The organism is Pseudomonas sp. RGM 3321, from assembly GCF_022836805.1.
GTDB lineage: Bacteria > Pseudomonadota > Gammaproteobacteria > Pseudomonadales > Pseudomonadaceae > Aquipseudomonas.
In genome coordinates this window covers 212,435-239,196 of the sequence record NZ_JALHBH010000119.1, presented here as the reverse complement: position 1 = coordinate 239,196, position 26,762 = coordinate 212,435, and the positions used below count along the sequence as shown (strand labels likewise).

The window sequence follows — 26,762 nt, the reverse complement described above, 5'->3', positions numbered from 1 at the left end:
GTCAAAACAGTGACAAAACAACCATTTGCAGCGGTTTTATGTCGCACCTGGCAGCGCCGTCAAAATTGTTTTCCACAATTGCAAAAAGCGACACCCCGGATGTTTGCACATTCGGGGCGCGCGTCGAAAACGGCAGGGTTTTGACGAACTCAGTGTCCGCCCAGATAAGCGTTCCTGACCTCTTCATTTACAAGCAATTCCTTGCCCGTGCCGGACAGCCGGATCTCGCCATTGACCATCACGTAGGCGCGATCAGACAGCTTCAGCGCATGGTTGGCGTTCTGCTCGACCAGAAAGATCGTCATGCCGGTCGCTGCCAGTTCCCGCAGGGTCGAGAAGATCTGTTTGACGATGATCGGCGCCAGCCCCAGGCTCGGCTCGTCGAGCAACAGCAACTTGGGACGACTCATCAGCGCGCGGGCGATGGCGAGCATTTGCTGCTCGCCACCGGACATGGTCATGGCGCGCTGATTGCGGCGCTCCTTGAGCCTGGGGAACAGTTCGAACATGCGCTGCATGTCTTCGACCGAATGCTTGTCGCCAATCGGGATAGTGCCCATCATCAGGTTCTCCTCGACCGACATGTCGGGGAACACCCGCCGCCCTTCCGGCGACTGCGCAATGCCATTGGACGCGATGTAGTGCGAGGACTTCTGGGTGATGTCCGTGCCTTGATAAATGATCTGCCCACTGGCAGCGCGCGGCTGGCCGAAGATCGACATCAGCAGCGTGGACTTGCCCGCACCGTTGGAGCCGATCAGGCTCACCGTTTCGCCCTCGTTTATGTGCAGCGAGACCTTCTTCAAAGCCTGAATCGGCCCGTAAAACACATCGATCTCTTTCAGTTCGAGGATCGGCTTGCTCATACCAACTCCTCTTCATCAGCGCCCAGGTACGCGGCGATCACTTTCGGATCGTTCCGGATCTGTTCCGGCCCGCCCATGGCAATCACGTTGCCGTGGTCAAGCACCACAATATCGTCGGAAATGCCCATGACCATGCCCATATCGTGCTCGATCAGCACAATGGTCATGTCGTGTTCATCGCGCAGCAGGCGGATCATGCCGCTGAGCGCCTCGGTTTCCTGCGGGTTGAGACCGGCAGCAGGTTCATCCAGACAGATCACCTGCGGGCGCGTGCACATGGCCCGGGCGATTTCCAGGCGCCGTTGCTGCCCGTAGGACAGCTCTCCGGCCAGACGATTGGCACAATCCACCAGGTCCACGACTTCCAGCCAGTAGAACGCCGTATTGAGCGCGTCTTCCTCAGCCTTGCGGTAGCCTTTGGTGTTGAGGATCCCGCTGATCAGGCTGCGGTTGACCCACATGTGCTGAGCAACCAGCAGGTTTTCAACGACCGACATTTCCTTGAACAGACGAATGTTCTGAAACGTACGCGCAAGCCCTGCCCTGTTGACCAGATGGGTACCGCCGAACATTTTGTAGTACACCCGGCTGAAGAAGCTTTTCGGCGAAACAAAGTCGGTTGCCTTGAACGGCTCGCCCAGCAGCCTGATCACGTTGGTGGTCTTGTTGCGGGTGTGCAACTCGATGCGGCCGCCTGTGGCCTTGTAGAAACCGGTCAGGCAGTTGAACACGGTGGTCTTGCCTGCACCGTTGGGGCCGATCAAAGCGAAGATAGAATTGCGACGGACTTTGAGGCTGACATCGCTGAGAGCCTTGATGCCGCCGAAGTGCATCATCAGGTGCTCGACGGAAAGAATCACTTCATTACTCATCGCGCACCTCCTTCTGTCACCAGTGCACCCTTGCGCGGTTTCACGCCAGTGCGGCTGATGCGGATAAGCCCGCGTGGGCGCCAGATCATCATCAACACCATCAGGATGCCGAACAGCAGCACGCGGTACTCGGAGAAGCTGCGCAGCAGTTCAGGCGCTACAGTCAGCACGAACGCAGCGATAACCACCCCTACGGTCGACCCCATACCACCCAGCACCACAATCGCCAGAATCAGTGCAGACTCGAAGAAGGTGAATGACGTCGGGTTGACGAAACCCTGATAGCTGGCGAAAAACACTCCGGCCAGCCCCGCCGTCGAAGCACCGATGGTGAACGCCGAGAGCTTGACCAGTACATGATTGAGGCCCATTGAACGGCAGGCAATCTCATCCTCGCGCAGGGCTTCCCAGGCGCGGCCGATCGGCATGCGAGTCAGACGATGCTTGATGAACAACACGGCCAGCACGACGAGAAACAGCACGGTGTAGATGAACAGGAATTTCAGGTCCGGGTTGTAATCGAAGCCGAAATATTCATGAATCGGAATGCCACCGTCCTTGGCACGACGCCCGAACTCCAGGCCGAAAAAGGTCGGTGACGGCACCGGCACACCATTCGGACCGCCCGTGAACGACAGCCAGTTATTCAGCACCAGACGGATGATTTCCCCGAAGCCCAGCGTCACGATGGCCAGATAATCGCCATGCATGCGTAACACCGGAAAGCCCAGGATACATCCGGCCAGTGCCGCCGCAATTGCCGCCAGCGGCAGCGCCGACCAGAAGCCCAGGCCAAGGTACTGATAACCGAGCGCCAAGCCATAGGCTCCAATGGCGTAGAACGCCACGTAGCCCAGATCGAGCAGGCCGGCCAGGCCGACCACGATATTCAGGCCCAGCCCCAGCAATACGTAGATCAGCCCGAGGATAACCACGGTCAGAATGTACTTGTTGGCGAAGATCGGAAACACGATGGCAATCACGATCAGTAGCGGAATGATCCAGTACAGGCGGGACTTGTGATCAGGCTTGAGCACATGCACGCCGGAGTCGGAGCTTTCGAAGCTCTGGGAAACACGTATGCCTTTGGGTGTTTGCAGAAACAGGCTGATCAGAAAACGACCGACCATGACCACGGCCACCAGCCAGGCCACGCGGGTGGGTTGCAGGTTGAAGCTGTAGCCATCGAGCACAATCCCGACGATGGGACCGAACACGATCAGTGCCAGCAGCCCCGCAACCACGGCATCTATCAGGCTTTTCTTGATTTCAACAGGTTTGACGACAGGAGCAGCAACAGGAGCGGACATACTTATACCTTCGCCACGAGTGGGCGACCCAGCAGGCCTTGGGGACGGAAAATCAGGATCAGCACCAACAGGCCGAAACTGAACACGTCTTTGTAATCGGAGTTGATCAGGCCGGAGAACTGCGACTCGGCAACCCCCAGGATCAAACCGCCCAACATGGCGCCCGGCAGCGAGCCGATCCCGCCCAGCACCGCGGCAGTGAACGCCTTGATGCCGATGATGAAGCCGGCATAGAAGTCGAACGTACCGTAATTCATGGTGATCAGCACACCGGCCAGCGCCGCCATGGCAGCACCGATGATGAACACGTAGGAGATGACCCGATCAGTGTTGATGCCAAGGATCGACGCCATCTTGCGGTCCTGCTGCGTGGCGCGGCACATGCGGCCCAGCTTGGTGTATTTGATGATGTAGGTCAGCACGCCCATGCCCACAAAAGCGGCGATGAGAATGAAGATCTTGGTGTAGGTGATCTGCACGAATCCGCTGCCGACTTCAAAGCGCCACGCACCTTCGAGCAGCGTAGGCACGCCTTGCTGGCGCGCACCCTGGCTGATCTGTGCGTAGTTCTGCAGGATCAGGGAAATGCCGATAGCGCTGATCAGCGGCGCCAGACGGGTCGAGTTGCGCAGTGGCTTGTACGCCACGCGCTCGATGACGAAGCCGTAAACACCGGTAACCACGATGGTGAAGACCAGCGTGCCGAGAATCAGGAATGGAAAGGATTCCAGTCCGAAGAAAGACAGAACCGCCAGACCGATAGCGGCCAGGTAGGCGGAAATCATATATACGTCGCCGTGGGCGAAGTTGATCATGCCGATGATGCCGTAGACCATCGTATAGCCGATGGCAATGAGGCCATAGACAGACCCGAGGGTGAGTCCGTTGACCATTTGTTGCAGGAAGATCCCATCCATCACGCACGCTCACACTGAAAGGCAGCTCAGCACCCTGCCGCTCACACCCTCGTGAGGTGCGACCGACAGGTCCGAAAACAATAAAAGAGATGCAGGCTCGCTCATGGGCGAGCCCATCACCGGGTCAGCGTCTGCCGGACAGAACTGACACGAGGTCTATCTCACTTCTGTTTTTCGAGTTGCTTGTATTTGCCGGTGGCGTCCCACTGGTAAACCACATAGTCGGAGACTTTCAGGTCGCCTTTGGCATCCCAGGCTTTTTCACCCATGACAGTCTTGACCGGATGCGCTTTGAGCCACTCTGCGGCTTTGTCGCCCTTGTTGGATTTGGCACCATTGAAACCGGCAGCCAGGGCCTGTATGGAAGCGTACGCGTAGAGGGTATAGCCTTCAGGCTCGTAACCGGACTTGCGGAATTGGTCCACGACTGCCTTGCTATCCGGCAGTACGCGCGGGTCGGCACCGAAGGTCATGTACACGCCGTCAACGTATTGCGCACCACCGGCAGTGGTGACCAGTTCGTCAGTCACGATACCGTCATCGGACATGAACTTGACGTCCTTGAGGCCCTGCTCGCGCATCTGACGAACCAGTGGACCGGCTTCCGGATGCAGGCCACCGAAGTACACAACGTCGGCACCGGTCGAGCGGATTTTCGTTACCAGAGCACTGAAATCCTTTTCGCCACGGGTCAGACCTTCCTCAAGCACCGGCTTCACGCCGCGCGCTACCAGTTGTTTGGCAGTGGCATCAGCAAGCCCTTTACCGTACGTGTCCTTGTCATTGATGACCGCGACTTTCTTGCCCTTGAGCACATCAACGATGTAATCACCGGCGACCACACCCTGCTGATCGTCACGACCGCACATGCGGAACATTTCCTTCAGGCCACGCTCGGTCACCGTCGGGTTGGTCGAACCCGGCGTGATGGCAATCACCCCGGCATCGCTGTAAACCTCTGAAGCCGGAATGGTCGATGACGAGCAGAAGTGCCCGACCACGCCGATCACTTTGTCCTGGTCAACCAGACGGTTGGCCACTGCCACAGCCTGTTTAGGCTCACAGGCGTCATCGCCCGCGACCAGCACGATTTTTTCCCCGTTGACACCGCCCGCCGCGTTGATCGCGTCGGCCGCTGCCTGTGCACCTTTCATGTATTGCTGACCAAATGATGCGTTCGCGCCGGTCATCGGACCCGCAACGCCGATTTTCACGTCCGCCTGTGCAAACGAAGACACGCCCAATGCAGTTGCCACTGCGATTGCCAGAAAACCTTTCCTGTAAAACGTATGCGACATGAGTGGTGCTCCTGAGGATATTTTTTTAATTAGCAGTGCGGTTACGTGATTGCCCGGATACGCGTTTGCTTAGAGCAAGGCCCGTGCCATCACTTTTTTCTTATTGAAAATGTAATGCTTTTCCTGCCATTCAGTGACATGACTGCTCAAGTCGCAGGCCGTACAACCGCTTTAGACGCCAAAGGTGCAACCCTCACAATAAAAAGGGCAACCCAAGCCGGATCTAATAGCAACCCGGCCAAATACCGTTGGACAACCCACCTGTAACAACACGCGTCACCGAATTGCACATGCTCGGTGCGCGAACGCTACGAGACGCACCATTTGAGGCTAGCGGATTCAGCCGAAACTGCCGGAATCAACGTCTGAATCTGAAACGCGCGTCTCGCACCCGCAGTAATAACCTTCCCGCATGCGACCGACAAACGACCTTTAAGCGAGATATCATTCCGATTATTCATATTGCCCGTGCCTGCACCCTCGCGCCTCGAACAGAGAAACCATCATGCTGAACAAACGTCATCTGCCCTCGATAGCCGCGCTGCAATGCTTTGAGGCGGTGACCCGGCACCTGAGCTTCACCCGCGCGGCCGAAGAACTCAACCTGACCCAGAGCGCCGTCAGCAAACAGGTCGCGCAGCTCGAGGAGCTGGTTCAGCATCTGCTGTTTCAGCGCGTCCGCCGACGTTTGCAGTTGACGCCAGCCGGGGCGCTGTATCTGGCCGAAGTGCGCAAGATCCTGACCCAGATAGAGATGTCCACGCACTTCCTGCGCTCTTATGGCGGCGAGACCGAGGTGCTGCGGGTCTCGACGCCGTCGACCTTCGGTGCCCGCTGGCTGGTGCCGCGCCTGAAGGGCTGGCGCTTGCGTCACCCGCATATTCACTTGGACCTGATCAACGAACAGGAGTCTGACGACCTGATCAAGGGACGTTGTGACGTATCGTTCTATTTCGGCCAGGCCGCCATACCGGGCGCGGAAAGCGTGAAGCTGTTTGGCGAAGAACTGGTAGCGGTGTGTTCGCCTGAGAGCTTGCCGGAAGCCCCCCTCAGCGATCCGACGCAGTTGAGCGAACTGGTCCTGCTGCAGAATGCATTCCGCCCCGAAGCCTGGCACGAATGGTTCGAAAGCCAGGGCTATCACACCGACCACAGTTATCACGGGCCGCGTTTTGAGACGTTCTATATGTGCATCCGCGCCGCCCAGGTCGGCTGCGGTGTCGCACTGTTGCCACGCTTTCTGGTCGAGGAAGAACTGGCAGAGAACAAGCTGGTAATTGCATGGGATTACGCATTGCCCAGCACTAATAGTGCGTACTACCTGTCCTATCCGGAACACACTGCCGACGTGCCCAAAATCCGGGTTTTTCTGCAGTGGATGCTGGAACAGTTGGATCAACCGGCCCGTTAAGGGCGACAATGCCCACCCATCCGGCCGTGAGCTTTCCGTGGTGACAGACAGGAAGTCGCGGGTCCGACATTATCCGGCTGCTCTGGAGAGCCCGATTCAATGAGCGAGAGCGCCTTTTCAAATCGTATCGTGCAAAGCCTGCTCGACACCGATTTCTACAAACTGACCATGATGCAAGCGGTGCTGCACAACTACCCTAACGTCGACGTTGAGTGGGAGTTTCGGTGCCGCAACGGGGAGGATCTTCGCCCCTATCTGGACGAGATCAGACACCAGATCGAGTTGCTGTGCGAGCTGTCCCTGAGCCCGGAACACTTGGCTTTTCTGGAGCGCATCACGTTCATAAAACCGGACTTTCTGAGGTTTCTGGGACTGTTCCGCTTTAACACCCGCTATGTTAAAACCAGCATCGAAAACGATGAGCTGTGCATTCGTCTGCACGGCCCCTGGCTGCACGTCATTCTGTTCGAAGTGCCACTGCTGGCGATCGTCAGCGAGGTGCGCAACCGGTATCGCTATCCTGACACCCTGCTCAGTCAGGCGCGGGATCGTCTGTATGACAAGTTCGAATGGCTGACCACCCACGCCACCGCCGATGAACTGGCCGAATTGAAAGTGGCGGACTTCGGCACGCGCAGGCGTTTTTCCTATCGCGTGCAGGAAGAAATGCTTGGCGTCCTGAAAAACGACTTCCCAGGCCAGTTTGTCGGCACCAGCAACGTTCATCTGGCGCGTCAGCTTGACCTGAAACCACTGGGCACAATGGCTCACGAATGGATCATGGCCCACCAACAACTGGGACCGCGCCTGATCGACAGCCAGATTGCCGCGCTTGATTGCTGGGTCCGCGAGTACCGCGGCCTGTTGGGTATCGCACTGACAGACTGCATCACCACTGACGCGTTCCTGAATGACTTCGATCTGTACTTCGCCAAACTGTTCGACGGTTTACGCCATGATTCGGGCGACCCGGTGAAGTGGGCCGAAAAATGCATCTCGCATTACCAGAAGCTCGGTATCGACCCGATGAGCAAGACGCTGGTGTTTTCCGACGGGCTGAACCTGCCCAAGGCGCTCGATATCTTCCGGGCATTGCGCGGACGTATCAATGTCAGCTTCGGTATCGGCACCAACCTGACCGCCGACATACCCGGCATCGCGCCCATGAATATGGTGCTGAAAATGACCGCATGCGCCGGTCAGGCTGTGGCAAAGATTTCCGACGAGCCCGGCAAGACGCAGTGCAAGGACCCGAACTTTGTCGCCTACCTGCGGCATGTGTTCAAGGTGCCGGATTTGCCGAGCCCAGAAAAACCAGCTTGAATTGTCCTACTTACGAGGAGTGAATCATGCACGCCGTACAGCGCCAGATTGCTGAACAGCTTAAGGTCCAGCCACCTTTCGCGGACCAGAACGCGTTGCAGGCAGAAGTCGCCCGCCGCGTCAGCTTCATCAAGGAGTGTCTGCAGAACGCGCGGCTCAAGACCTTGGTGCTAGGCATCAGTGGCGGAGTCGACTCATTGACTGCGGGATTGCTCGCACAACGCGCAGTCAAAGAATTGCGCGCGAGTACAGGTGATAACAGCTACCGCTTTATCGCCGTGCGCTTGCCCTATGTCGTGCAAGCCGATGAGCACGAGGCTCAGGCTTCGGTCGACTTCATCGAACCGGACGAGCGCCATACCATCAACATCGGTAGCAGCGTCAAGGCGCTGGCTGCCGAGGTGAAGGCGTTCGATGGGCTGCCGGCCAGCTCGGTGGATTTCGTCCTCGGCAACACCAAGGCGCGTATGCGCATGGTCGCGCAGTACACTGTCGCCGGCGCTTATCAGGGGCTGGTGATCGGTACTGACCACGCTGCCGAAGCGGTGATGGGCTTCTTCACCAAGTTCGGCGACGGCGCATGCGATCTGGCACCGTTGAGCGGCCTGGTGAAAAACCAGGTACGCGCCATCGCCCGCCATTTCGGCGCACCGGAATCACTGGTCGAGAAAGTACCGACGGCGGACCTGGAAGACCTGTCCCCCGGCAAACCGGACGAAGCCTCGCACGGCGTGACGTACGCCGAAATCGACGCTTTCCTGCACGGTGAACCGGTGCGTGAAGAGGCCTTCAAGATCATCTGCGAAACTTACGCCAAGACCCAGCACAAACGCGAATTGCCGTACGCGCCTTGAGTGTGTGCGTGCGGAACGAGAGAGCAGCAACACTATTGTGCCCATGCTCCGCGTGGGTACGCCTTTCTGGACGCTCTGCGTCCGCTTCTGAATGTGCGGCGTGGCACAGTTCTGTGACGCGGAGCGTCACCCACGGCATTCCCACGCTGGAGCGTGCGGAACGATAATCTCAACTATCGTGCGACGCTCCGCGTCGGCATGCCGTTCTGGACGCTCCGCGTCCTCGTTCGGGGGCGTGTCGTTACTTCAGGGTCACAGCGCCTTTCATCATGCTGATGTGCCCGGGGAATGTGCAGAAGAATTGATATTCCCCGGCAGGGTCCAGTTTGGACACGTCAAACGTCACCGAACTACTTTCGCCAGCGCCAATGACTTTAGTGTGGGCGATGACGCGGCTGTCGTCCGGCTTCAAATATTCTTTATCGATGCCCGCCGCCATGCCGTCGGTAACGATTGCCTGGGTATCGGACTTCTTGCTCAGCACCCAGTTATGGCCCATGACGTTCTTCGGCAGACTGCCGGAGTGAGTCAAGTTGACGGTGAATTCCTTGCAGCTCTTGTCGATCTCAATGGCTTTGGTGTCGTACATCATCTGATCGGTCGAATCGACTGTGGCTGAACACTCGGCAGCCAGCAACTGGCTACTGGCCAACGACAACAGCGAAATCGCTACAAGCTTGCGAATCATTTGAATCTCCAGGGCAGGACTTGATTAACGTTATAACTAACGTAAGAAGAGAGTGCCCGATCAGGGCCGGGGTTCCAAGGACGTGCGTCAAATGGTCCTTCGGGCGCTCGCGACGGAGCGCCCCACTGAATAACGATTCACAGAGACAGGTAATTAGGCACTGACCGGCATTACCGTCACCCGAACATCGGGATCATGCGTGCCACCGCCCAGAATCACGCCGCGCAAAGGCGATACGTCGGAGAAATCACGCCCCCAGGCCAGGCTGATGTGCTCCAGCGCAGGTTGCACATTGTTGGTGGGGTCAAAGTCAACCCAGCCAGAGGCCGGACAGAACACCGATACCCAGGCATGCGAGGCATCGGCACCGATCAGCCGGGGCTGGCCTGGTGGTGGCTGGGTGAGCAGATAACCACTGACGTAGCGCGCCGCCAGACCTCGAGAGCGCAGGCACGCCAGCATCAAGTGGGCGAAGTCCTGACACACACCCCGTCGCCGCTCCAGCACTTCCATCAAGGGCGTGGCGACCTGAGTCGCCTCGTCATCGAAGGTGAATTCGTCAAAAATCTTTTCCATCAAGGCCTGTACGCCCAGCAACAATGGGCGTCCCGGCGGGAAACACTCTTGAGAAAACTCGACGAACGAACGCTTCAAGTGTACGTAGGGTGATTCGAAGCGATAACGACAGGCCTCAAGAATGTCCTCGGTCATCGGCTTCGCACTGTAAGTCAGTGCACTGCGGGTCACTTCCCATTCCGGCGACAGATTGAAGTCCAGAAACGGCTTCTCCATGACCTCGATACGCAACCGCGCATTGACTTGCAACTCGTCGTGCGGACGCTCGAACGCCAGTCGGGTCAGCGGGTTGCCGAACACATCCAGCTCATCACGGCGCGTGGTAGGCTCCGGAAAAATCTCGAGTGCCTGCTCGGTACAACGCTGCCACGGGCTGCTACGCGGCCAGAGATGCGCCAGTTGCTGGGCCAGCGAAACCGGGCTGTCGTACTTGTAATGCGTGTCATGAAAAATCTGGTAGAAGGCGCTCATCAGACAGATACCGTGCGTTGGCTGACGTCATCGACGTGGGCAAAATGGCGCAGCGCCAGGCGGTCGGAGGCCTGCCCACTGCTGTCGCCAATGCTCTGCAGCAGATCGGCCAGCCCATCGAGGACAGCGTCGATGCTGCTCTGACCGAAAAGCGGGTTCTCCAGGCTGCCAAGGTCGAATGCGGCGAGACGCTGAGCCAGCACCGCCAGGCTGCTGTCGCGCGGCGCCTCAAACTCGTCGTTCAGGCGGCGCAGCGAGCGTTGCACCAGCTTGAGTTGAAACAGCACCGCATGCGGGTTCTGTTCATCAAGCAGCAACAGGTCCAACACCGGAATCAGATGCGGCACGGCCATGTACCGCGAACGATAAGTGATGCTGCTGTTGCCCAGTTCCAGCAACCACTCCAGCCCGGCTTTCTCCGAGACTGCCGAGCCGCGCAAAAACGCCGCCAGACTGGTGCTGAGAAACTTCAGGCGCTCGATACGTCGCCCGATCATCAAAAAGCTCCAGCCTTCGTCGCGGGTCATGTCATCCAGCGCAAAACCGGAAAGCGCTGCCAGAGACATCACCAGCCGGTTGAGGAAATCCAGCAGTTCGCCAAAATCCGGCTCTTCGGTTTCCAGGCTCGAGGCTTCGCGCTGCAATTCGACCAGCGCCTGCCAGTTTTCCCGTGAGAGCTTGCCGCGCACTTGCGAAGCGGCCCACTGCAAACGCTGCAAATTGGCGCGCAGGCTGAACGGCCACTCGTCACCCAGCAGAGCAACCAGCAGGCGATCCTTCAATTCTTCGCCCTCCTCGGCTTCGGGCAGCATGCCCAGGCTCTCGGCCAGCGCGACAGCCGCCTGCAACGCGAGGGGATCGTCGTCATCGACATAGCGCGTCAACATGATGCGCAGCAGACGAGCACTGTCATCGCAACGTTCGCAGTAACGTCCGAACCAGAACAGGTTCTCCACCACCCGCGACGGCAGGTAAGGGTCACGGCGAATCAGGTCATAGACACCCAGCGTGCGCTGCCCCTTCCAGGGCTCGCCAAGGTGCGAGCGTTCGCCCAGCACCCAGGTGTCCTTGCTCGCGCCGCCGCGCTGCATCGATACCACGTCGGCATCGGCTTCGGCGGCCACTCGGGTCAGGCCGCCCGGCAGTACGCGATAGCCGTCGAGGCTGGCCACTGCGTATACGCGCATACCGATGGCACGCGGCTGCAAACCGGTGCCATCGGCCTGCAGCACCGGTGCATGAGACAACTGCGCCAGCTCCTGAGCAACGTAGGCATAGGGGCGCGACTGCATGCGCTGGGCAAGTGCGTTGCGCTGCTCCTCATTCAAGTCGCGACCGAACACCGGGGCGAAGTGCTGCGAAGGAAATGCAGGTTTGATCAACAGATCAGGCAGTTTCTCCAGCGCTTGCGCCAGCACGGGCGGCTCTCCGCACCACCAGGTTGCAACCGATGGCAGGATCAGATCTTCGCCGAACAGGTACTGACTGATTTTCGGCAAAAAGCCCAGCAGGCCAGGCGACTCCAGAACACCACTGCCCAATGCGTTGGCGACCAGCACATTGCCCTGACGCACGGCCTCCAGCAGCCCCGGCACACCGAGTGCAGAATCGGTACGTAATTCCAGAGGATCACAGAAGTCATCGTCCAGACGGCGCATGATCGCGTGAACCCGACGCAGACCGCTGAGGGTTTTCAGGTAAACAGTGGCATCGCGTACGGTCAGATCGCCGCCCTCGACCAGTGGATAACCCAACTGCCGTGCAAGATACAAATGTTCGAAGTAACTTTCGTTGAAACGCCCGGGCGTCAGCAGCACCACCAGTGGCGCCTCGCTGCTGGTCGGCGCCTGTCGGGCAAGCGTCTGTTGCAACGCGTCGAAAAAACCCGAGAGGTGCCGGACCTGCAGGTCGCGATAGGTTTCCGGCAAGGCACGCGCAACGCTCTGGCGATTTTCCAGTGCATAACCGGCCCCCGAAGGCGCCTGTGTGCGGTCGGCAGTCACCCACCAGCGCCCATCGGGGGTGCGTGCCAGATCGACAGCGTACATATGCAGGAACGTGCCTTCGGGAGGTTTTACTCCCTGACACGGCCACAGAAAGTTGTTATGACCGAATACCAGCTCAGCGGGCAGCAAGCCGTTGGCGATCAGCGTCTGCGGGCCATAAAGGTCCGCCAGCACCGCGTTGAGCAGTCGCGCACGCTGGGCAATCCCTGCCGCCACATGCTGCCACTCATCCGCCGCAATGATGTGCGGCAACAGGTCCAGCTCCCATGGGCGATCCGCGCCTTTTGGGTCGGCGTAAACGTTGTAGGTGACACCGTTTTCCTGGATCTGCCGGGTCAGCAAGGCCTGGCGCTGGATCAGCTGCGCCGAGGTGCTGCGTTGCATGTGTTCGTACAGACGACGCCAGTGCGGGCGAACGGCACCGTCGGCATCGAGCATTTCGTGGTAAGTACCCTCGGACAGCGGGTAATGGTCAAGCAGGTCGGGCATGGAAGGCTCGGCAGGCAACGTAAGGACTTCAGATTAGTGCAGTCAGATGTCACGTCCGTGTGCATCTGACGCACAGAGCCACTGTTTTTCTAATGCAGACGCATATCCAGCGTCATCGGCAGCTCGTCGCTAATGTTGAGCGACGGAACGTCCAGTTTGCCCGGGGTATGACCGATGCGGAAGAAACGTGACAGGCGACGGCTTTCCGCTTCGTTGGCGTTGACCGGCAAGGTTTCGTAATTGCGGCCGCCCGGGTGGGCGACATGATACGCGCAGCCGCCCAGCGAGCGGTGCATCCAGGTGTCGACCAGGTCAAAAACCAGTGGCGCATGGACGCCGATGGTCGGTTGCAGGCAGTTGGCCGGTTGCCAGGCGCGATAACGCACACCCGCGACGAACTCGCCTACCCGTCCGGTGGGCTGCAAAGGCACCGCGACGCCGTTGCAGGTCAACACGTAACGCTGCGGTGGCAACCCGCTGAGATGCACCTGAAGACGCTCCAGCGACGAATCGACATAGCGCACCGCGCCACCGGCCGAGCCCTCTTCACCCAGAACGTGCCAGGGCTCCAGCGCCTGCCGCAGTTCCAGCTCGATGCCATTGACGGCGTAATCACCCACGTTCGGAAAGCGAAACTCCAAATGCGCAGAGAACCAGTCGGCCTGCACCGGGTAGCCTGCCGCGTTGAGGTCGGCGACCACATCGGCGAAATCCTGCTCGATGAAGTGCGGCAGCATGAAGCGATCATGCAATTGCGTACCCCAGCGTGCCAGCTTGGCCGGTGCATAGGGCTCACGCCAGAAGCGCGCCACCAGTGCCCGTAGCAGCAACTGCTGCGCCAGGCTCATGCGCGCATGCGGCGGCATCTCGAAGGCACGCAGCTCCAGCAGGCCAAGACGTCCGGTTGCACCATCGGGCGAGTACAGCTTGTCGATGCAGAATTCGGCGCGATGGGTATTGCCGGTGACGTCAATCAACAGGTTGCGCAACAGACGGTCCACGATCCACGGAGCGACTTCTTCACCAGGCTCCGGCATCTGCGCGAAGGCGATTTCCATTTCATAAAGCGAGTCGTTGCGCGCCTCATCGATACGCGGCGCCTGGGACGTCGGGCCGATGAACAGACCGGAAAACAGGTACGACAGCGAAGGATGGTTGTGCCAATAGCTGATCAGGCTGCGCAGCAGGTCTGGGCGACGCAAAAACGGCGAGTCCGCCGGTGTCGCGCCGCCCAGCACGAAGTGGTTGCCGCCGCCTGTGCCGGTGTGGCGGCCGTCGATCATGAATTTCTCTGTGGTCAGGCGTGTGAGACGCGCCTGCTCGTAAAGAAACTCGGTGCGCTCGACCAACTCGTCCCAACTGGCGGACGGCTGCACGTTGACCTCGATCACACCAGGGTCCGGGGTAATCCGGAAGTTACACAGACGCGGATCGCTCGGAGGCTCGTAGCCTTCCAGCAGAATCGGGCATTGCAGTTCTTCGGCGGTCGCTTCGATCAAGGCCACCAGTTCAAGGTATTCCTCAAGCTTTTGCAGCGGCGGCATGAACAGGTACAGCCGCCCTTCGCGCGCTTCGGCACACAACGCCGTGCGGGTCAGCCAGTCGGCCGACTCATCGATCTTCGGCGCGCGCTCGGCGTCCGTGTCTGTGGACTTGAGCGCCGAGGTCAACGAGTCGCTGTCGGCCAGCTCGGGGAAGTCCTGGTTATGGTCGGTCGGGTGAATGAACGGGTATTCCGCCGCCTTGACCCAAGGCTGTGACGCCAGCGGCAATCGATAGCCCAGCGCAGAATCGCCCGGCACCAGACGGCAATGCTCGTCACGCAGGTACCAGCGGCCACTCTGCCAGCTGTCACCGTCCGCGTTGCGGGCCAGCGGCAGGACCTGACCGATCATCTTGTCTAGTCCCTGAGCGAAGACCTTGCGCAGACGCGCGCGCTCCAGCTCATCACCCAGCCGCGAGTCTTCGGCAGTCACGTTGACCGGCAACGCGCCTTCGCGCCACAAGTAGTAGAAATTGTCTTCGTAAGCCGGGAAAACGAAGCGGGCCGGCAGCTTCAGACGCTCGGCAACGCTGGCCAGAAAACGCCCCGCCAGTTCGCCGGTAGCGCCGTAGTCGCGGGTTTCATCGGCGATCAGTGCATTATTGCGCCACACCGGCTGGCCGTCCTTGCGCCAGAAGCAGTTCAGCGACCAGCGCGGCAACTGCTCACCCGGATACCATTTTCCCTGCCCGAAATGCACGATGCCCAGCGGCGCGTAATGCCCGCGCATGCGCTGGAACAGCTCGGCAGACAGCTCACGCTTGCGCGGTCCCAGCGCGGCGGTGTTCCATTCGGCGCCATCGCGATCGTCGATGGACACGAAGGTCGGCTCACCACCCATCGTTAGGCGCACATCATCGCGCAGCAGATCGGCGTCGATCTGTCGGCCCAGGGCCTGGATGTCCTGCCATTGCGCCTCGGTGTAAGGCTTGGTGACGCGCGGCGCCTCCCAGATACGCTCGACCGACATTTCGTGGCTGAAATCGGTTTCGCACGGCTCGACCAGACCGCTGATCGGCGCTGCGGAAGACGGCTCCGGGCTGCACGCCAGCGGAATATGCCCTTCGCCTGCAAAGAGGCCGGAAGTAGCGTCAAGCCCGACCCAGCCAGCACCCGGCAAGTAAACCTCGCACCAGGCGTGCAGGTCGGTGAAGTCGACATCCGTACCCGACGGCCCATCGAGCGCCTCGACATCGGCCTTGAGCTGAATGAGATAGCCCGATACAAATCGCGCCGCCATGCCCAGATGGCGCAACAGCTGCACCAGCAGCCACGCGGAGTCACGGCAAGAACCTGAAGCGTTTTCCAGGGTGAATTCCGGGGTCTGCACACCCGGTTCCATGCGGATCAGGTAAGCGACATCCTGACTCAGGCGCTGGTTGAGGCCGACCAGAAAGTCGATGGCGGGTATCGGCTCGCGACTGATGCTGTCCAGGTAGGCTTTGAACCTCGGCGTCAGCGGCAGTTTTTCCAGGTACGGCGCCAGTTCGCGCTGCTCTTCGCTGGCATACGTGAAGGGGATGTTCTCGGCGTAAGGCTCCAGAAAGAAGTCGAACGGATTGAACACCGCCATCTCGGCGACCAAGTCGACCTCGACGCGAAACTCTTTGGTCTTTTCCGGGAAGACCAGACGCGCGAGGTAATTGCCTTGAGGGTCCTGCTGCCAGTTGATGAAGTGGTTTTCAGGCAGGACTTTCAGCGAATACGACAGCACGCGTGTGCGGCTATGGGCGGCCGGGCGCAGGCGAACGATCTGAGGACCCAGTTCGACCGCGCGTTCGTAGCGATAGTGCGTGACATGGTGCAAGGCAATATGAATCGACACGGCGTGCCTCCTGCGAGCCTGAACGGTGATTGAGCCGCGCAAGACTTATGCCATCCGGTCAAAGTCGTGCGCCAACGAGATTGGAACTCCCCGCCTGAACGGGCGCAGCACCAAAATCGTGCCGGCCGAAGCCAGCGGTGCAAGGGTTGCACGCTAATAAGGCAGACAGTGTGGCAGAGGGAATGAGTGGGGGGTGAAGAATTGTGAGCGGCGTGGGTATGTGGCGTTGATGGACAGAGCTGCATGGCGCAAGTGGTGTGACGCGGAGCGTCACGAACGGCATTCCCACGCTGGAGCGTGAGGAACTATGATCTCGAGTATCGTGCGACGCTCTGCGTCGGCATGCCGTTCTGGGCGCTCTGCGTCCGCCTTACTGCCGGTCCCCGGCAGATCGCGAACAAGTTCGCTCCCACGCCCTCTGGGCAGAAGCTCGCTATTCAGCGGCCTTCAGAACCCATGTATAGACATGCAGTACTGGACGCTCTGCGTTCGCCTTGCTGCCGGTCCCGGGCAGAAGCCCGCTATTCAGCGGCCTTCAGAACCTATGTATGGACATGCAGTTCCGGACGCTCTGCGTCCGCCCTGATACCCCAAGTTAGCGTGGCACCACCGGCTTGCGCTTGGGCGGTTTGGTGCCTTTGCCTTTGGCTGCATCCATGCGTTCCTTGGCGGCCTGCTTGTTGCGCGCCATTGCGGCGGCCTTGGCCTCTTCGCGCTTGTCCCAGGGCTTGCTGCCATCGCTGCCACGCGGCGGCAGGCCGGTGTGCTGGGTCTGGATCAGCGTGGTCTTGGCAGTTTTCGCAACCTTGTGGCTGCCCGCCGGCGTCGAGTTCTTGCGGCGCGCACTCTGATAGCTGTCGGTAGCCGGCTGATGCAACGGAATCAGTTGATCCTTGCCCGGCCCGATCAGATCGGCACGGCCCATGCGTTCCAGTGCCTCACGCAGCATCGGCCAGCCTTTCGGATCGTGATAGCGCAGGAAAGCCTTGTGCAGACGACGTTGCGCTTCGCTCTTCACGATGGTGACCGCATCGCTCTTGTAGGTGACCTTGCGCAGCGGGTTCTTGCCCGAGTGGTACATGGCCGTGGCCGTGGCCATCGGCGACGGGTAGAACGCCTGCACCTGGTCCGCACGGAAACCATTGCCCTTGAGCCACAACGCCAGGTTCATCATGTCTTCATCGGTGGTGCCCGGGTGGGCGGCGATGAAGTAAGGAATCAGGTACTGCTCCTTGCCGGCTTCCTTGGTGTACTTCTCGAACATGCGCTTGAACTTGTCATAGCTGCCAATGCCCGGCTTCATCATCTGGTTGAGCGGACCTTCCTCGGTGTGTTCCGGGGCGATCTTCAGGTAACCACCGACGTGGTGCGTGACCAGTTCCTTGACGTACTCCGGCGACTCGACCGCGAGGTCGTAGCGCAGGCCAGAGGCGATCAGGATCTTTTTCACGCCCGGCAAGGCGCGCGCGCTGCGATACAGCTGGATCAGCGACGAGTGATCGGTATTCAGGTTCGGGCAGATACCCGGGAATACGCAGGACGGCTTGCGGCAGGCCGACTCGATCTCCGGGCTTTTGCAGGCGATGCGATACATGTTCGCGGTCGGCCCGCCCAGGTCGGAAATGACCCCGGTAAAGCCTGGCACCTTGTCGCGGATCTCTTCGATTTCGCGAATGATCGACTCTTCGGAGCGGTTCTGAATGATCCGTCCTTCGTGCTCGGTGATCGAGCAGAAGGTGCAGCCGCCGAAGCAGCCACGCATGATGTTCACCGAGAAACGAATCATGTCGTAGGCAGGGATCTTTTCCTTGCCGTACGCAGGATGCGGGACGCGCGCGTAAGGCATGCCAAACACGTAGTCCATTTCTTCAGTGGTCATCGGAATGGGCGGCGGGTTGAACCAGACGTCGACCTCTCCATGCTTCTGCACCAGCGCACGGGCGTTGCCCGGGTTGGTTTCAAGGTGCAAGACGCGGTTGGCGTGGGCATACAGCACGGCGTCGTTGCGGACCTTTTCCACCGATGGCAAGCGGATGACCGTCTTGTCCCGGGTCATGCGCGGGCTGGCAAGAATCTGCACCACCTTGGCTTCGTTGGGGTCCTCGACGTTGCCTTTTTCCTGCTCGATGGCGCAGGCCTGCGTGTCCTGGGTGTTGACGTACGGGTTGATGATCTTGTCGACCTTGCCCGGGCGGTCAATACGCGTGGAATCGACTTCGTACCAGCCCTGCGGCGTGTCGCGACGAATGAACGCAGTGCCGCGCACGTCGGTGATGTCTTCGATCTTGTGGCCGTAGGACAGGCGCTGGGCGACTTCGACAATCGCACGCTCGGCGTTGCCGTACAGCAGGATATCGGCGCAGGCGTCGATCAGGATCGAGTTGCGAACCTTGTCCTGCCAGTAGTCATAGTGGGCAATACGACGCAGGGAAGCTTCGATGCCGCCCAGTACGATAGGCACATGCTTGTAAGCTTCCTTGCAGCGCTGGCTGTAGACCAGACTCGCGCGATCCGGACGCTTGCCGGCCATGCCGCCAGGGGTGTAAGCGTCATCGGAGCGAATTTTCTTGTCCGCGGTATAGCGGTTGATCATCGAGTCCATGTTGCCTGCAGCGACACCGAAGAACAGGTTCGGCTCGCCGAGCTTCATGAAGTCGTCTTTGGACTGCCAGTTTGGCTGCGCAATGATCCCGACCCGAAAGCCCTGGGACTCAAGCAGACGGCCGATGATTGCCATGCCGAAAGACGGGTGATCGACGTACGCATCACCGGTAACGATGATGATGTCGCAGGAATCCCAGCCAAGCAGATCCATCTCTTCCCGGCTCATGGGCAGGAAAGGTGCTGGTCCGAAACATTCGGCCCAGTACTTGGGATAGTCAAATAACGGCTTGGCTGCTTGCATGTTCAGGACCTACGTTTGCACGTTGGAAAAATCGCGGGCGCGGAATATAGCACATTTTTTGATCAAACCCGACGACAGTGGTCGGATTTGATTGGCCTGCACCCGGATCAATCGTCGTCGAAGTTGTAACTGCCCGGTGCCAGGTTCTCGAAACGCGTGTATTTGCCGATGAATGCAAGGCGCGTGGTGCCGATCGGCCCGTTACGCTGCTTGCCGATGATGATCTCGGCGATGCCTTTATGCTCGGTTTCCGGGTGATACACCTCATCCCGGTAGACGAACATGATCACGTCGGCGTCCTGCTCGATCGCTCCGGATTCCCGGAGGTCGGAGTTGATCGGACGCTTGTTCGGCCGCTGCTCAAGGGAGCGGTTGAGCTGCGACAGGGCTATGACCGGGCAGTTGAATTCCTTGGCCAGCGCTTTCAGCGAGCGCGAAATCTCGGAAATTTCGTTGGTCCGGTTGTCACCGCTCGATCCGGGGATCTGCATCAACTGCAGGTAGTCGATCATGATCATGGCGATATCGCCGTGCTCACGTACGATCCGCCGTGTACGCGCACGCATTTCGGACGGGCTGATACCGGCGGTGTCATCGATGAACAGCTTGCGATCATTGAGCAGGTTGACCGCAGACGTCAGCCGCGGCCAGTCATCGTCGTCGAGCTGACCCGCGCGCACCTTGGTCTGGTCGATGCGCCCAAGCGACGACAACATACGCATGATCAGCGATTCACCTGGCATCTCCAGCGAGTAGACCAGAACCACCTTGTCACTGCGCAGCACCGCGTTCTCGACAAGGTTCATGGCGAACGTGGTTTTACCCATCGACGGACGTCCGGCAACGATGATCAGGTCAGCGGGCTGCATTCCGCTGGTCTTTTCGTCGAGGTCGGTATACCCGGTCGACAGGCCGGTAATGGCGTTATCACTGTTGAACAGGGTATCGATACGGTCGATGGCCTTGGTCAGCAGGTCGTTGACGCTGACCGGACCGCCCGTCTTGGGGCGCGCTTCGGCGATCTGGAAGATCTGCCGTTCAGCCTCGTCAAGAATTTCTTCGGCGGTGCGGCCTTCCGGGTTGAACGCACTGTCGGCGATTTCGGTACTGATGCCGATCAATTGCCGCAATGTGGCCCGGGCCCGGACAATCTGCGCATAGGCCTTGATGTTGGCGACCGAAGGTGTGTTTTTCGCCAGCTCACTGAGATAGCCCAGGCCGCCTACTTGCGAGGTCTGCCCTTCCTTGTCCAGCTGTTCAGCCAGGGTGACCACGTCAATCGGGCTGTTCTGGTCGGCCAAGCGGGCGATAGCGCGGAATATCAGGCGGTGGTCATGTCGATAGAAATCACCATCGGAAACTTGATCGAGCACTCGCTCCCAGGCGTTGTTATCCAGCATCAAACCACCGAGCACGGCCTGTTCGGCCTCGATGGAATGTGGCGGCACCTTCAGGGCAGCGGTTTGCAGATCGTATTGCTCGGGGGTGGAAATATCGTTCATGGCCACTTCAATTCGAGGTTTGCAGAATGGGGATGGCACAAAGACAAAGGGCACGACCTGTGAACAGGATCGTGCCCGATGTTAATCCTCTGGCAGCAATGCCGCCAGACGATTACGTATTGCTTAAGCAGCCACTACGACAACGCGTACGGTCGCTTCTACGTCGCTGTGCAGGTGCACGGCTACGTCGAATTCGCCAACGTTGCGGATAGTGCCGTTCGGCAGACGAACTTCGCTTTTTGCAACTTCAACGCCAGAGGCGGTCAGTGCATCAGCGATGTCGTGTGTACCGATCGAACCGAACAGCTTGCCTTCGTCACCAGCGGTGGCAGTGATAGTCACTTCCAGCTCAGCCAGTTGGGCAGCGCGAGTTTCGGCAGATGCTTTCTTGTCTGCAGCCAGTTTTTCCAGCTCTGCACGACGCTCTTCAAACGCAGCCACGTTGGCAGCGGTTGCAGCGGTTGCTTTGCCGTAAGGCAGCAGGTAGTTACGACCGTAGCCGGCCTTAACGTTTACTTTGTCGCCCAGGTTGCCCAGGTTGGCGACTTTTTCCAGAAGGATCAGTTGCATGTGGAAATCCTCTTAACTTTTAACCTTCACCGTTCGCAGGACCATTGCCGGAATCTTTCGAAATCCGGCGACCGCGAAAATCAATCAGGCTGTCGACAATGGCAATTACCACGAGCAACGGATAGATCAGTTGCATGAACACCAGCAGCGTTATGTACATCCCCACCAGCCAGAACCGGGAAAGCCGCTTTTCAGCAACCAGACCGTGGATCAGAGCCAGCCCCGCAAACACCAGCGGTACGCTGCACAGCGGTGTAAGCATTGCTATCTGCGGACCGAAATTCGGCCCCACCAGCATGCACACCAACAGCGCCAGCGCAGGCACCAGCGGGAGTTTCACAGCGCGAAATTCACGCCCGAAACCACCGGGGTTGTACAACAGCGCTTGCCAGTACCGCCCAAGAATCAGGCACAGCACACTGACGATTTGCAGCACAGCCGCTATCAGGCCATTCAGGACGGGTGCAATCAGTGACCCCAGACGCGCTCGCTCTTCTACGTTCAACTGCTCGTAGAGCCCGGACAGCATTGTCGGCAGATGCTTTTGCAACTCCTGCGACATTGCTTCCAGAGGTTCGCGAAAAACCGTGCCCAGAATTACTGCATACACCACACCCAACGCCACGCTAACCAGCAGCACGCGGACCCAGGACTCGCTGGCACGCAAAACCATTGCCAAACTCAGCGAACCAACCAGCACCATGGCTGTACGAGGTTCGCCGAAATACCACCAGACCAACGCCGGCAGCAGAGCCCAGGACAGGACACCAACGGCATCACTGAACCCGCGTCGCAGGAGCACAAGGCAACCCGCGGCAGCACTCAACCAGAACAACAGCGGCAATGCCGCACATCCAGCCACTACAAGAGTGGCCTGCATACGGCCGCGCATGATGAATTCAGCCAGGGCACGCATGCTTTCTATCCTTTGTTACGTTTTGTCGACTACCTGGTCTCAGCGGCCGTGGCTGTCGGTGTAGGCCAGCAGGGCCAGGAAGCGGGCACGCTTGATAGCGGTGGCCAGCTGACGCTGATAACGTGCTTTGGTACCAGTGATACGGCTTGGAACGATTTTGCCGGTCTCGGATACGTAGGCTTTCAGAGTGTTGAGATCTTTGTAATCGATCTCTTTGACGTCTTCAGCGGTGAAGCGGCAGAATTTACGACGACGGAAGAAACGTGCCATGTAATTGGCTCCTCAAAAGGTCCGTGGATTACTCGTCAGCGTTATCGCTAACGTCGCTGTTGTCGCCGTCATCGCCATCGGCGCTGTCGGAGTGCTCAGGACGGTCACGACGCTCACGGCGCTCACTGCGGTTCTCTTCAGCCTTGAGCATCTCGGACTGGCCAGTTACGGCTTCGTCGCGACGGATGACCAGGTTACGGATCACAGCATCGTTGTAACGGAAGTTGTCTTCCAGCTCGGCCAGAGCCTTGCCAGTGCACTCAACGTTCAGCATCACGTAGTGAGCCTTGTGAACATTGTTGATTGCGTAAGCCAGTTGACGACGACCCCAATCTTCCAGACGGTGGATTTTGCCGCCGTCTTCTTCGATCAGCTTGGTGTAACGCTCTACCATGCCGCCGACTTGCTCGCTTTGATCCGGGTGGACCAAAAAGATAATTTCGTAATGACGCATGAATGCTCCTTACGGGTTGTAGCCTGCCGCTCAAAAGCGGTCAGACAAGGAGTGAATGACACTGTTGGTCTTGCTCAGGGACAGGCACATGCGCGCCTGCCGTGACAGCAAGGGGCGCAATTGTAGAGAAGGGTCGAGGGAGGCGCAAGGCAATTGGTGAATTAATGAGCAGATCGCATGGCGCGACCTGCTCACTCTGGCCAAGCGCCGAAATCAGGCTTTTTTGCCGGCAGCCTTGACACTGCGCTGACGCAGCGCTTCAAACAGACAAACGCCGGTCGCGACCGAGACATTGAGACTGCTGACGCTGCCCGCCATCGGCAGGCGCACAAGGTAGTCGCAGTGCTCGCGGGTAAGGCGACGCATGCCCTTGCCTTCCGCCCCCATGATGATGATGGTCGGGCCGGTCAGGTCCTGTTGATACAACTCGACCTCGGCCTCGCCTGCCGTGCCGACAACCCACAAGCCGCGCTGCTGGAGCTTTTCCAGTGTGCGCGCCAGGTTGGTCACAGCCACCAGCGGGATGACTTCTGCCGCACCGCAGGCGACTTTGCGCACGGCTGGCGTCAAGGTTGCTGACTTGTCCTTGGGCACGATCACGGCCAGCGCACCTGCCGCATCGGCGGTACGCAGGCAGGCGCCAAGGTTATGCGGATCGGTCACGCCATCGAGCACCAGCAGCAACGGCGAACCTTCGCTGCGGTCCAGCAGCTCGTCGAGCATTGCCTCGCCCCAGACCTGACTCGGGCTCACATCGGCAACCACACCTTGATGCACGCCCTCGACCCAGGCATCCATTTCGCGACGCTCCGCCTGACCAATGGTCACGCGATTCTCACCCGCCAGCGCCACCAGCGTCTGAACGCGAGGGTCGTTACGACCCTCGGCCAGCCAGATGTGCTTGACGCGTTTCGGGTGATGACGAAGTAACGCTTCTACGGCGTGAACGCCGTAGATTTTTTCCAGCTGACTCATGACTTGGCCTTGGGTTTACGAGCGCCACCGCTTTTCGCGGCTGGCGCGGAGCCCGTTTTTGACGGACCTTTACGGTGTTTGCTGGCCGGCTTGCCCGATGAAGGCGCAGAGCTCGACCTGTCAGGCTTTCCCGACGACGCCTTGCTACCACCCTTCGCGTCTGCCAGAAGGGCTTTTTTCAGCTCGCGGCTTTTGCGCACTTCTGCGTTTTTCGCCGCTGCATCGCTCGGGCGATACGCTTCGGTACTGCTCTCCTTGGCAGGAGCGCTACGGCGGCCGGACTTGGCAGGCGCCTTTTCCTTTTCCGCCGCTGTGATGGCAGCAGGCGGCGCGGTGTCATGACCACGACGTTTGCGACCAACCGGCGTTGCAGCCGCTGCGGTTTCGGAAATCTCGAAGTCGATCTTGCGTTCATCCAGATCAACACGCATGACACGCACTTCGACGGTGTCGCCCAGACGGAAATTACGTCCGGTACGCTCGCCGGCAAGGCGGTGGTGCAGGGGGTCGAAATGGTAGTAATCACCCGGCAGAGCCGTGACGTGGACCAGACCTTCGACGTAGATGTCAGTCAGCTCGACGAACAGGCCAAAGCCGGTTACCGCCGTGATCACGCCCGGGAATGACTCGCCCACGCGATCTTTCATGTATTCGCATTTGAGCCAGTTGACCACGTCGCGCGTAGCCTCGTCGGCACGGCGCTCGCTCATCGAGCATTGTTCGCCCAACTGATCGAGTAGCGCGTCGTCGTACGGATAGATACGCGCCTTCGGAATTGTTGCAGCACCGGCACGACGTACGTGCGGAGTATCCTGCTTGGAGCGGATCACGCTGCGAATCGCACGGTGCGTCAGCAGATCCGGATAACGACGGATCGGCGAGGTGAAGTGCGTATACGCTTCGTAATTGAGACCGAAGTGGCCGTTGTTGTCAGAGCTGTAAACGGCCTGGCTCAACGAACGCAGCATCACGGTCTGAATCAGGTGGTAATCCGGACGGTCACGAACGGTTTCAAGCAGCGCCTGATAATCCTTCGGTGTCGGACCTTCCTTGCCTTTGTGCAGCGTCAGCCCCAGCTCGCCCAGGAATGCACGCAGTTTTTCCAGACGCTCTGGCGGCGGGCCATCGTGAACGCGGTACAACGCGGGGATTTCGTGCTTCTTCAAGAACTGCGCGGTGGCCACGTTAGCGGCCAGCATGCACTCTTCGATCAGCTTGTGGGCATCGTTGCGAGTGGTCGGACGAATTTCGGCAATCTTGCGCTCGGAACCGAAGATGATCCGGGTTTCCTGAGTTTCGAAATCGATAGCACCGCGCACGTGACGCGCGCCCAGCAACACCTTGTACATGGCGTAAAGCTGCTTGAGGTGCGGAACCACGTCGCCGTATTCGCCGCGAAGGCTTTTGGCTTCAGCCGTTTTCGGCTGCTCCAGGATCGTGCTGACCTTGTTGTAGGTCAAGCGAGCATGGGAGTGGATGATGCCTTCGTAGAATACGTAGTCAGTCATCTCGCCGGTCTTGGAGATGGTCATCTCGCAAACCATGGCCAGACGATCGACATGCGGGTTCAGCGAGCACAGGCCGTTGGACAACTGCTCAGGCAACATCGGTACAACACGCTCAGGGAAGTACACCGAGTTGCCGCGAACCTGGGATTCAGCATCCAGCGCCGAGCCGATTTTCACGTAGCTCGATACGTCGGCAATGGCCACGTAGAGCTTCCAGCCACCGGAAAACAAGCGCAGCTTGCCCGGCTTTGCTTCGCAATAAACCGCGTCATCGAAGTCGCGAGCATCTTCACCATCGATGGTCACGAAAGGCAGGTGGCGCAGATCTACGCGGTTTTCCTTGTCCTTCTCTTCGACTTCCGGCTTGAGCTTCGCAGCTTCCTTGAGTACAGCCTCAGGCCACACGTGCGGAATATCGTAAGTGCGTAGCGCAACATCGATTTCCATGCCCGGCGCCATGTAGTTGCCGACCACTTCGACCACATCACCCTGCGGCTGGAAGCGCGGCGTTGGCCAATGGGTGATTTTCACCTCGACGAACTGGCCGATCTTCGCACTGTTGTTGCGGCCCGGCGTTACCAGCACTTCCTGTTGGATTTTCGGGTTATCGGGTACAACAAAACCAATACCGCTCTCTTCGAAGTAGCGACCAACGATGCTTTCATGAGCACGCGAGATGACTTCGACAATAACGCCTTCGCGACGACCGCGACGGTCAAGGCCGGAAACACGCGCCAGCGCCCGGTCACCATCGAATACCAGACGCATTTGCGCCGGACTCATGAACAGGTCATCGGAACCGTCGTCTGGAACCAGAAAGCCGAAGCCGTCGCGGTGCCCGGAGATGCGACCCAGGATCAGGTCAAGCTTGTCTACCGGTGCATAAGTGCCGCGACGGGTGTAGATCAACTGGGCGTCACGCTCCATCGCCCGAAGGCGGCGGCGCAGAGCCTCGAATTGATCTTCGGTGGTCAGGCCGAACTCTTCGACCAGTTGCTCGCGACTGGCCGGCGAACCGCGCTCGGCAAGGTGCTGCAAGATCAGCTCACGGCTGGGAATAGGGTTTTCGTATTTTTCCGCTTCACGAGCGGCCTCGGGATCGAGGGACTGCCAATCGGCCATTAGATAGTTTTCACCTTGTATATATAGGGGTTAGTTTGGCATAGACCTCATGAAACGGGAAATTTCACGCTCAAACCACTCGACAAAAAGC

Annotated in this window: 20 protein-coding genes; 3 read left to right on the top strand and 17 right to left on the bottom strand. The window is 59.2% G+C overall.

Annotation, left to right across the window (positions count from 1 at the left end):
- Positions 1–149 precede the first annotated feature (149 nt).
- From RGM3321_RS23715 to RGM3321_RS23695, 5 genes are all read right to left on the bottom strand, one after another.
- On the bottom strand, positions 150–866 hold the full coding sequence (locus RGM3321_RS23715) for an ABC transporter ATP-binding protein (protein WP_244395061.1): 717 nt from the start codon (positions 864–866) through the stop codon (positions 150–152).
- Positions 863–1,738 (bottom strand): ATP-binding cassette domain-containing protein, encoded by an 876-nt coding sequence (locus tag RGM3321_RS23710; protein WP_244395060.1) that lies wholly within the window; start codon positions 1,736–1,738, stop codon positions 863–865. The genes RGM3321_RS23715 and RGM3321_RS23710 overlap by 4 nt, the downstream gene beginning before the upstream one ends.
- Entirely contained in the window at positions 1,735–3,048 is a 1,314-nt protein-coding gene (livM, locus tag RGM3321_RS23705) for a high-affinity branched-chain amino acid ABC transporter permease LivM (RefSeq protein WP_002551845.1), read from the bottom strand. The genes RGM3321_RS23710 and livM overlap by 4 nt, the downstream gene beginning before the upstream one ends.
- Positions 3,049–3,050: 2 nt before the next feature.
- Positions 3,051–3,965, bottom strand: coding sequence for a branched-chain amino acid ABC transporter permease LivH (locus tag RGM3321_RS23700; RefSeq protein WP_096104484.1), 915 nt, complete (start codon positions 3,963–3,965; stop codon positions 3,051–3,053).
- Between the two features lie 161 nt (positions 3,966–4,126).
- Positions 4,127–5,263 carry a branched-chain amino acid ABC transporter substrate-binding protein gene (locus RGM3321_RS23695; RefSeq protein WP_010193574.1) on the bottom strand — a complete coding sequence of 379 codons (1,137 nt, stop codon included), beginning with the start codon at positions 5,261–5,263 and terminating at the stop codon, positions 4,127–4,129.
- A gap of 505 nt (positions 5,264–5,768) precedes the next feature.
- Between RGM3321_RS23695 and RGM3321_RS23690 the strand changes: the two genes are divergently transcribed.
- From RGM3321_RS23690 to nadE, 3 genes are all read left to right on the top strand, one after another.
- On the top strand, positions 5,769–6,674 hold the full coding sequence (locus tag RGM3321_RS23690) for a LysR substrate-binding domain-containing protein (RefSeq protein ID WP_057402883.1): 906 nt from the start codon (positions 5,769–5,771) through the stop codon (positions 6,672–6,674).
- A 99-nt stretch (positions 6,675–6,773) separates the two neighbouring features.
- Positions 6,774–7,997, top strand: a complete 1,224-nt coding sequence (gene pncB / locus RGM3321_RS23685; protein WP_244395059.1) for a nicotinate phosphoribosyltransferase — start codon at positions 6,774–6,776, stop codon at positions 7,995–7,997.
- Positions 7,998–8,023: 26 nt separating this feature from the next.
- The gene (gene nadE / locus RGM3321_RS23680) at positions 8,024–8,851 is read left to right on the top strand and encodes an ammonia-dependent NAD(+) synthetase (protein WP_004654655.1); all 828 of its coding nucleotides are present in this window, start codon (positions 8,024–8,026) and stop codon (positions 8,849–8,851) included.
- A gap of 241 nt (positions 8,852–9,092) precedes the next feature.
- Here nadE and azu read toward each other — a convergent pair whose 3' ends face one another.
- From azu to rnr, 12 genes are all read right to left on the bottom strand, one after another.
- The gene (gene azu / locus RGM3321_RS23675; RefSeq protein ID WP_244395058.1) at positions 9,093–9,539 is read right to left on the bottom strand and encodes an azurin; all 447 of its coding nucleotides are present in this window, start codon (positions 9,537–9,539) and stop codon (positions 9,093–9,095) included.
- Positions 9,540–9,692: 153 nt separating this feature from the next.
- Positions 9,693–10,586, bottom strand: coding sequence for a transglutaminase family protein (locus RGM3321_RS23670; protein ID WP_244395057.1), 894 nt, complete (start codon positions 10,584–10,586; stop codon positions 9,693–9,695).
- Positions 10,586–13,081 carry a circularly permuted type 2 ATP-grasp protein gene (locus RGM3321_RS23665; protein ID WP_244395056.1) on the bottom strand — a complete coding sequence of 832 codons (2,496 nt, stop codon included), beginning with the start codon at positions 13,079–13,081 and terminating at the stop codon, positions 10,586–10,588. The genes RGM3321_RS23670 and RGM3321_RS23665 overlap by 1 nt, the downstream gene beginning before the upstream one ends.
- A gap of 89 nt (positions 13,082–13,170) precedes the next feature.
- Positions 13,171–16,449, bottom strand: a complete 3,279-nt coding sequence (locus RGM3321_RS23660; RefSeq protein ID WP_244395055.1) for a transglutaminase family protein — start codon at positions 16,447–16,449, stop codon at positions 13,171–13,173.
- 595 nt (positions 16,450–17,044) lie between these two features.
- Complete coding sequence (locus RGM3321_RS23655) at positions 17,045–19,354, bottom strand: YgiQ family radical SAM protein (protein ID WP_244395054.1); 2,310 nt, start codon at positions 19,352–19,354, stop codon at positions 17,045–17,047.
- Positions 19,355–19,461: 107 nt separating this feature from the next.
- Positions 19,462–20,856 carry a replicative DNA helicase gene (gene dnaB, locus RGM3321_RS23650; protein WP_002551832.1) on the bottom strand — a complete coding sequence of 465 codons (1,395 nt, stop codon included), beginning with the start codon at positions 20,854–20,856 and terminating at the stop codon, positions 19,462–19,464.
- Between the two features lie 123 nt (positions 20,857–20,979).
- Positions 20,980–21,426, bottom strand: a complete 447-nt coding sequence (gene rplI, locus RGM3321_RS23645; protein ID WP_003317208.1) for a 50S ribosomal protein L9 — start codon at positions 21,424–21,426, stop codon at positions 20,980–20,982.
- 19 nt (positions 21,427–21,445) lie between these two features.
- Positions 21,446–22,342: a hypothetical protein gene (locus RGM3321_RS23640; protein WP_244395053.1), complete on the bottom strand. Its 897-nt coding sequence runs from the start codon at positions 22,340–22,342 to the stop codon at positions 21,446–21,448.
- Positions 22,343–22,381: 39 nt separating this feature from the next.
- Positions 22,382–22,612, bottom strand: a complete 231-nt coding sequence (rpsR, locus tag RGM3321_RS23635; RefSeq protein ID WP_002551829.1) for a 30S ribosomal protein S18 — start codon at positions 22,610–22,612, stop codon at positions 22,382–22,384.
- 28 nt (positions 22,613–22,640) lie between these two features.
- Positions 22,641–23,066: a 30S ribosomal protein S6 gene (gene rpsF, locus RGM3321_RS23630; protein WP_002551828.1), complete on the bottom strand. Its 426-nt coding sequence runs from the start codon at positions 23,064–23,066 to the stop codon at positions 22,641–22,643.
- Between the two features lie 213 nt (positions 23,067–23,279).
- Positions 23,280–24,041 (bottom strand): 23S rRNA (guanosine(2251)-2'-O)-methyltransferase RlmB, encoded by a 762-nt coding sequence (gene rlmB / locus RGM3321_RS23625; protein ID WP_004666402.1) that lies wholly within the window; start codon positions 24,039–24,041, stop codon positions 23,280–23,282.
- Complete coding sequence (gene rnr, locus RGM3321_RS23620) at positions 24,038–26,671, bottom strand: ribonuclease R (protein ID WP_244395052.1); 2,634 nt, start codon at positions 26,669–26,671, stop codon at positions 24,038–24,040. Before rnr ends, rlmB begins: the two co-directional genes overlap by 4 nt.
- Positions 26,672–26,762: the final 91 nt, after the last annotated feature.

Excerpts from the sequence above, each read along its gene's own strand:
- RGM3321_RS23715 (WP_244395061.1), bottom strand. The coding sequence starts at position 866 with ATGAGCAAGCCGATCCTCGAACTGAAAGAGATCGATGTGTTTTACGGG.
- RGM3321_RS23710 (WP_244395060.1), bottom strand. The coding sequence starts at position 1,738 with ATGAGTAATGAAGTGATTCTTTCCGTCGAGCACCTGATGATGCACTTC.
- livM (WP_002551845.1), bottom strand. The coding sequence starts at position 3,048 with ATGTCCGCTCCTGTTGCTGCTCCTGTCGTCAAACCTGTTGAAATCAAG.
- RGM3321_RS23700 (WP_096104484.1), bottom strand. The coding sequence starts at position 3,965 with ATGGATGGGATCTTCCTGCAACAAATGGTCAACGGACTCACCCTCGGG.
- RGM3321_RS23695 (WP_010193574.1), bottom strand. The coding sequence starts at position 5,263 with ATGTCGCATACGTTTTACAGGAAAGGTTTTCTGGCAATCGCAGTGGCA.
- RGM3321_RS23690 (WP_057402883.1), top strand. The coding sequence starts at position 5,769 with ATGCTGAACAAACGTCATCTGCCCTCGATAGCCGCGCTGCAATGCTTT.
- pncB (WP_244395059.1), top strand. The coding sequence starts at position 6,774 with ATGAGCGAGAGCGCCTTTTCAAATCGTATCGTGCAAAGCCTGCTCGAC.
- nadE (WP_004654655.1), top strand. The coding sequence starts at position 8,024 with ATGCACGCCGTACAGCGCCAGATTGCTGAACAGCTTAAGGTCCAGCCA.
- azu (WP_244395058.1), bottom strand. The coding sequence starts at position 9,539 with ATGATTCGCAAGCTTGTAGCGATTTCGCTGTTGTCGTTGGCCAGTAGC.
- RGM3321_RS23670 (WP_244395057.1), bottom strand. The coding sequence starts at position 10,586 with ATGAGCGCCTTCTACCAGATTTTTCATGACACGCATTACAAGTACGAC.
- RGM3321_RS23665 (WP_244395056.1), bottom strand. The coding sequence starts at position 13,081 with ATGCCCGACCTGCTTGACCATTACCCGCTGTCCGAGGGTACTTACCAC.
- RGM3321_RS23655 (WP_244395054.1), bottom strand. The coding sequence starts at position 19,354 with ATGCAAGCAGCCAAGCCGTTATTTGACTATCCCAAGTACTGGGCCGAA.
- dnaB (WP_002551832.1), bottom strand. The coding sequence starts at position 20,856 with ATGAACGATATTTCCACCCCCGAGCAATACGATCTGCAAACCGCTGCC.
- rplI (WP_003317208.1), bottom strand. The coding sequence starts at position 21,426 with ATGCAACTGATCCTTCTGGAAAAAGTCGCCAACCTGGGCAACCTGGGC.
- RGM3321_RS23640 (WP_244395053.1), bottom strand. The coding sequence starts at position 22,342 with ATGCGTGCCCTGGCTGAATTCATCATGCGCGGCCGTATGCAGGCCACT.
- rpsR (WP_002551829.1), bottom strand. The coding sequence starts at position 22,612 with ATGGCACGTTTCTTCCGTCGTCGTAAATTCTGCCGCTTCACCGCTGAA.
- rpsF (WP_002551828.1), bottom strand. The coding sequence starts at position 23,066 with ATGCGTCATTACGAAATTATCTTTTTGGTCCACCCGGATCAAAGCGAG.
- rlmB (WP_004666402.1), bottom strand. The coding sequence starts at position 24,041 with ATGAGTCAGCTGGAAAAAATCTACGGCGTTCACGCCGTAGAAGCGTTA.
- rnr (WP_244395052.1), bottom strand. The coding sequence starts at position 26,671 with ATGGCCGATTGGCAGTCCCTCGATCCCGAGGCCGCTCGTGAAGCGGAA.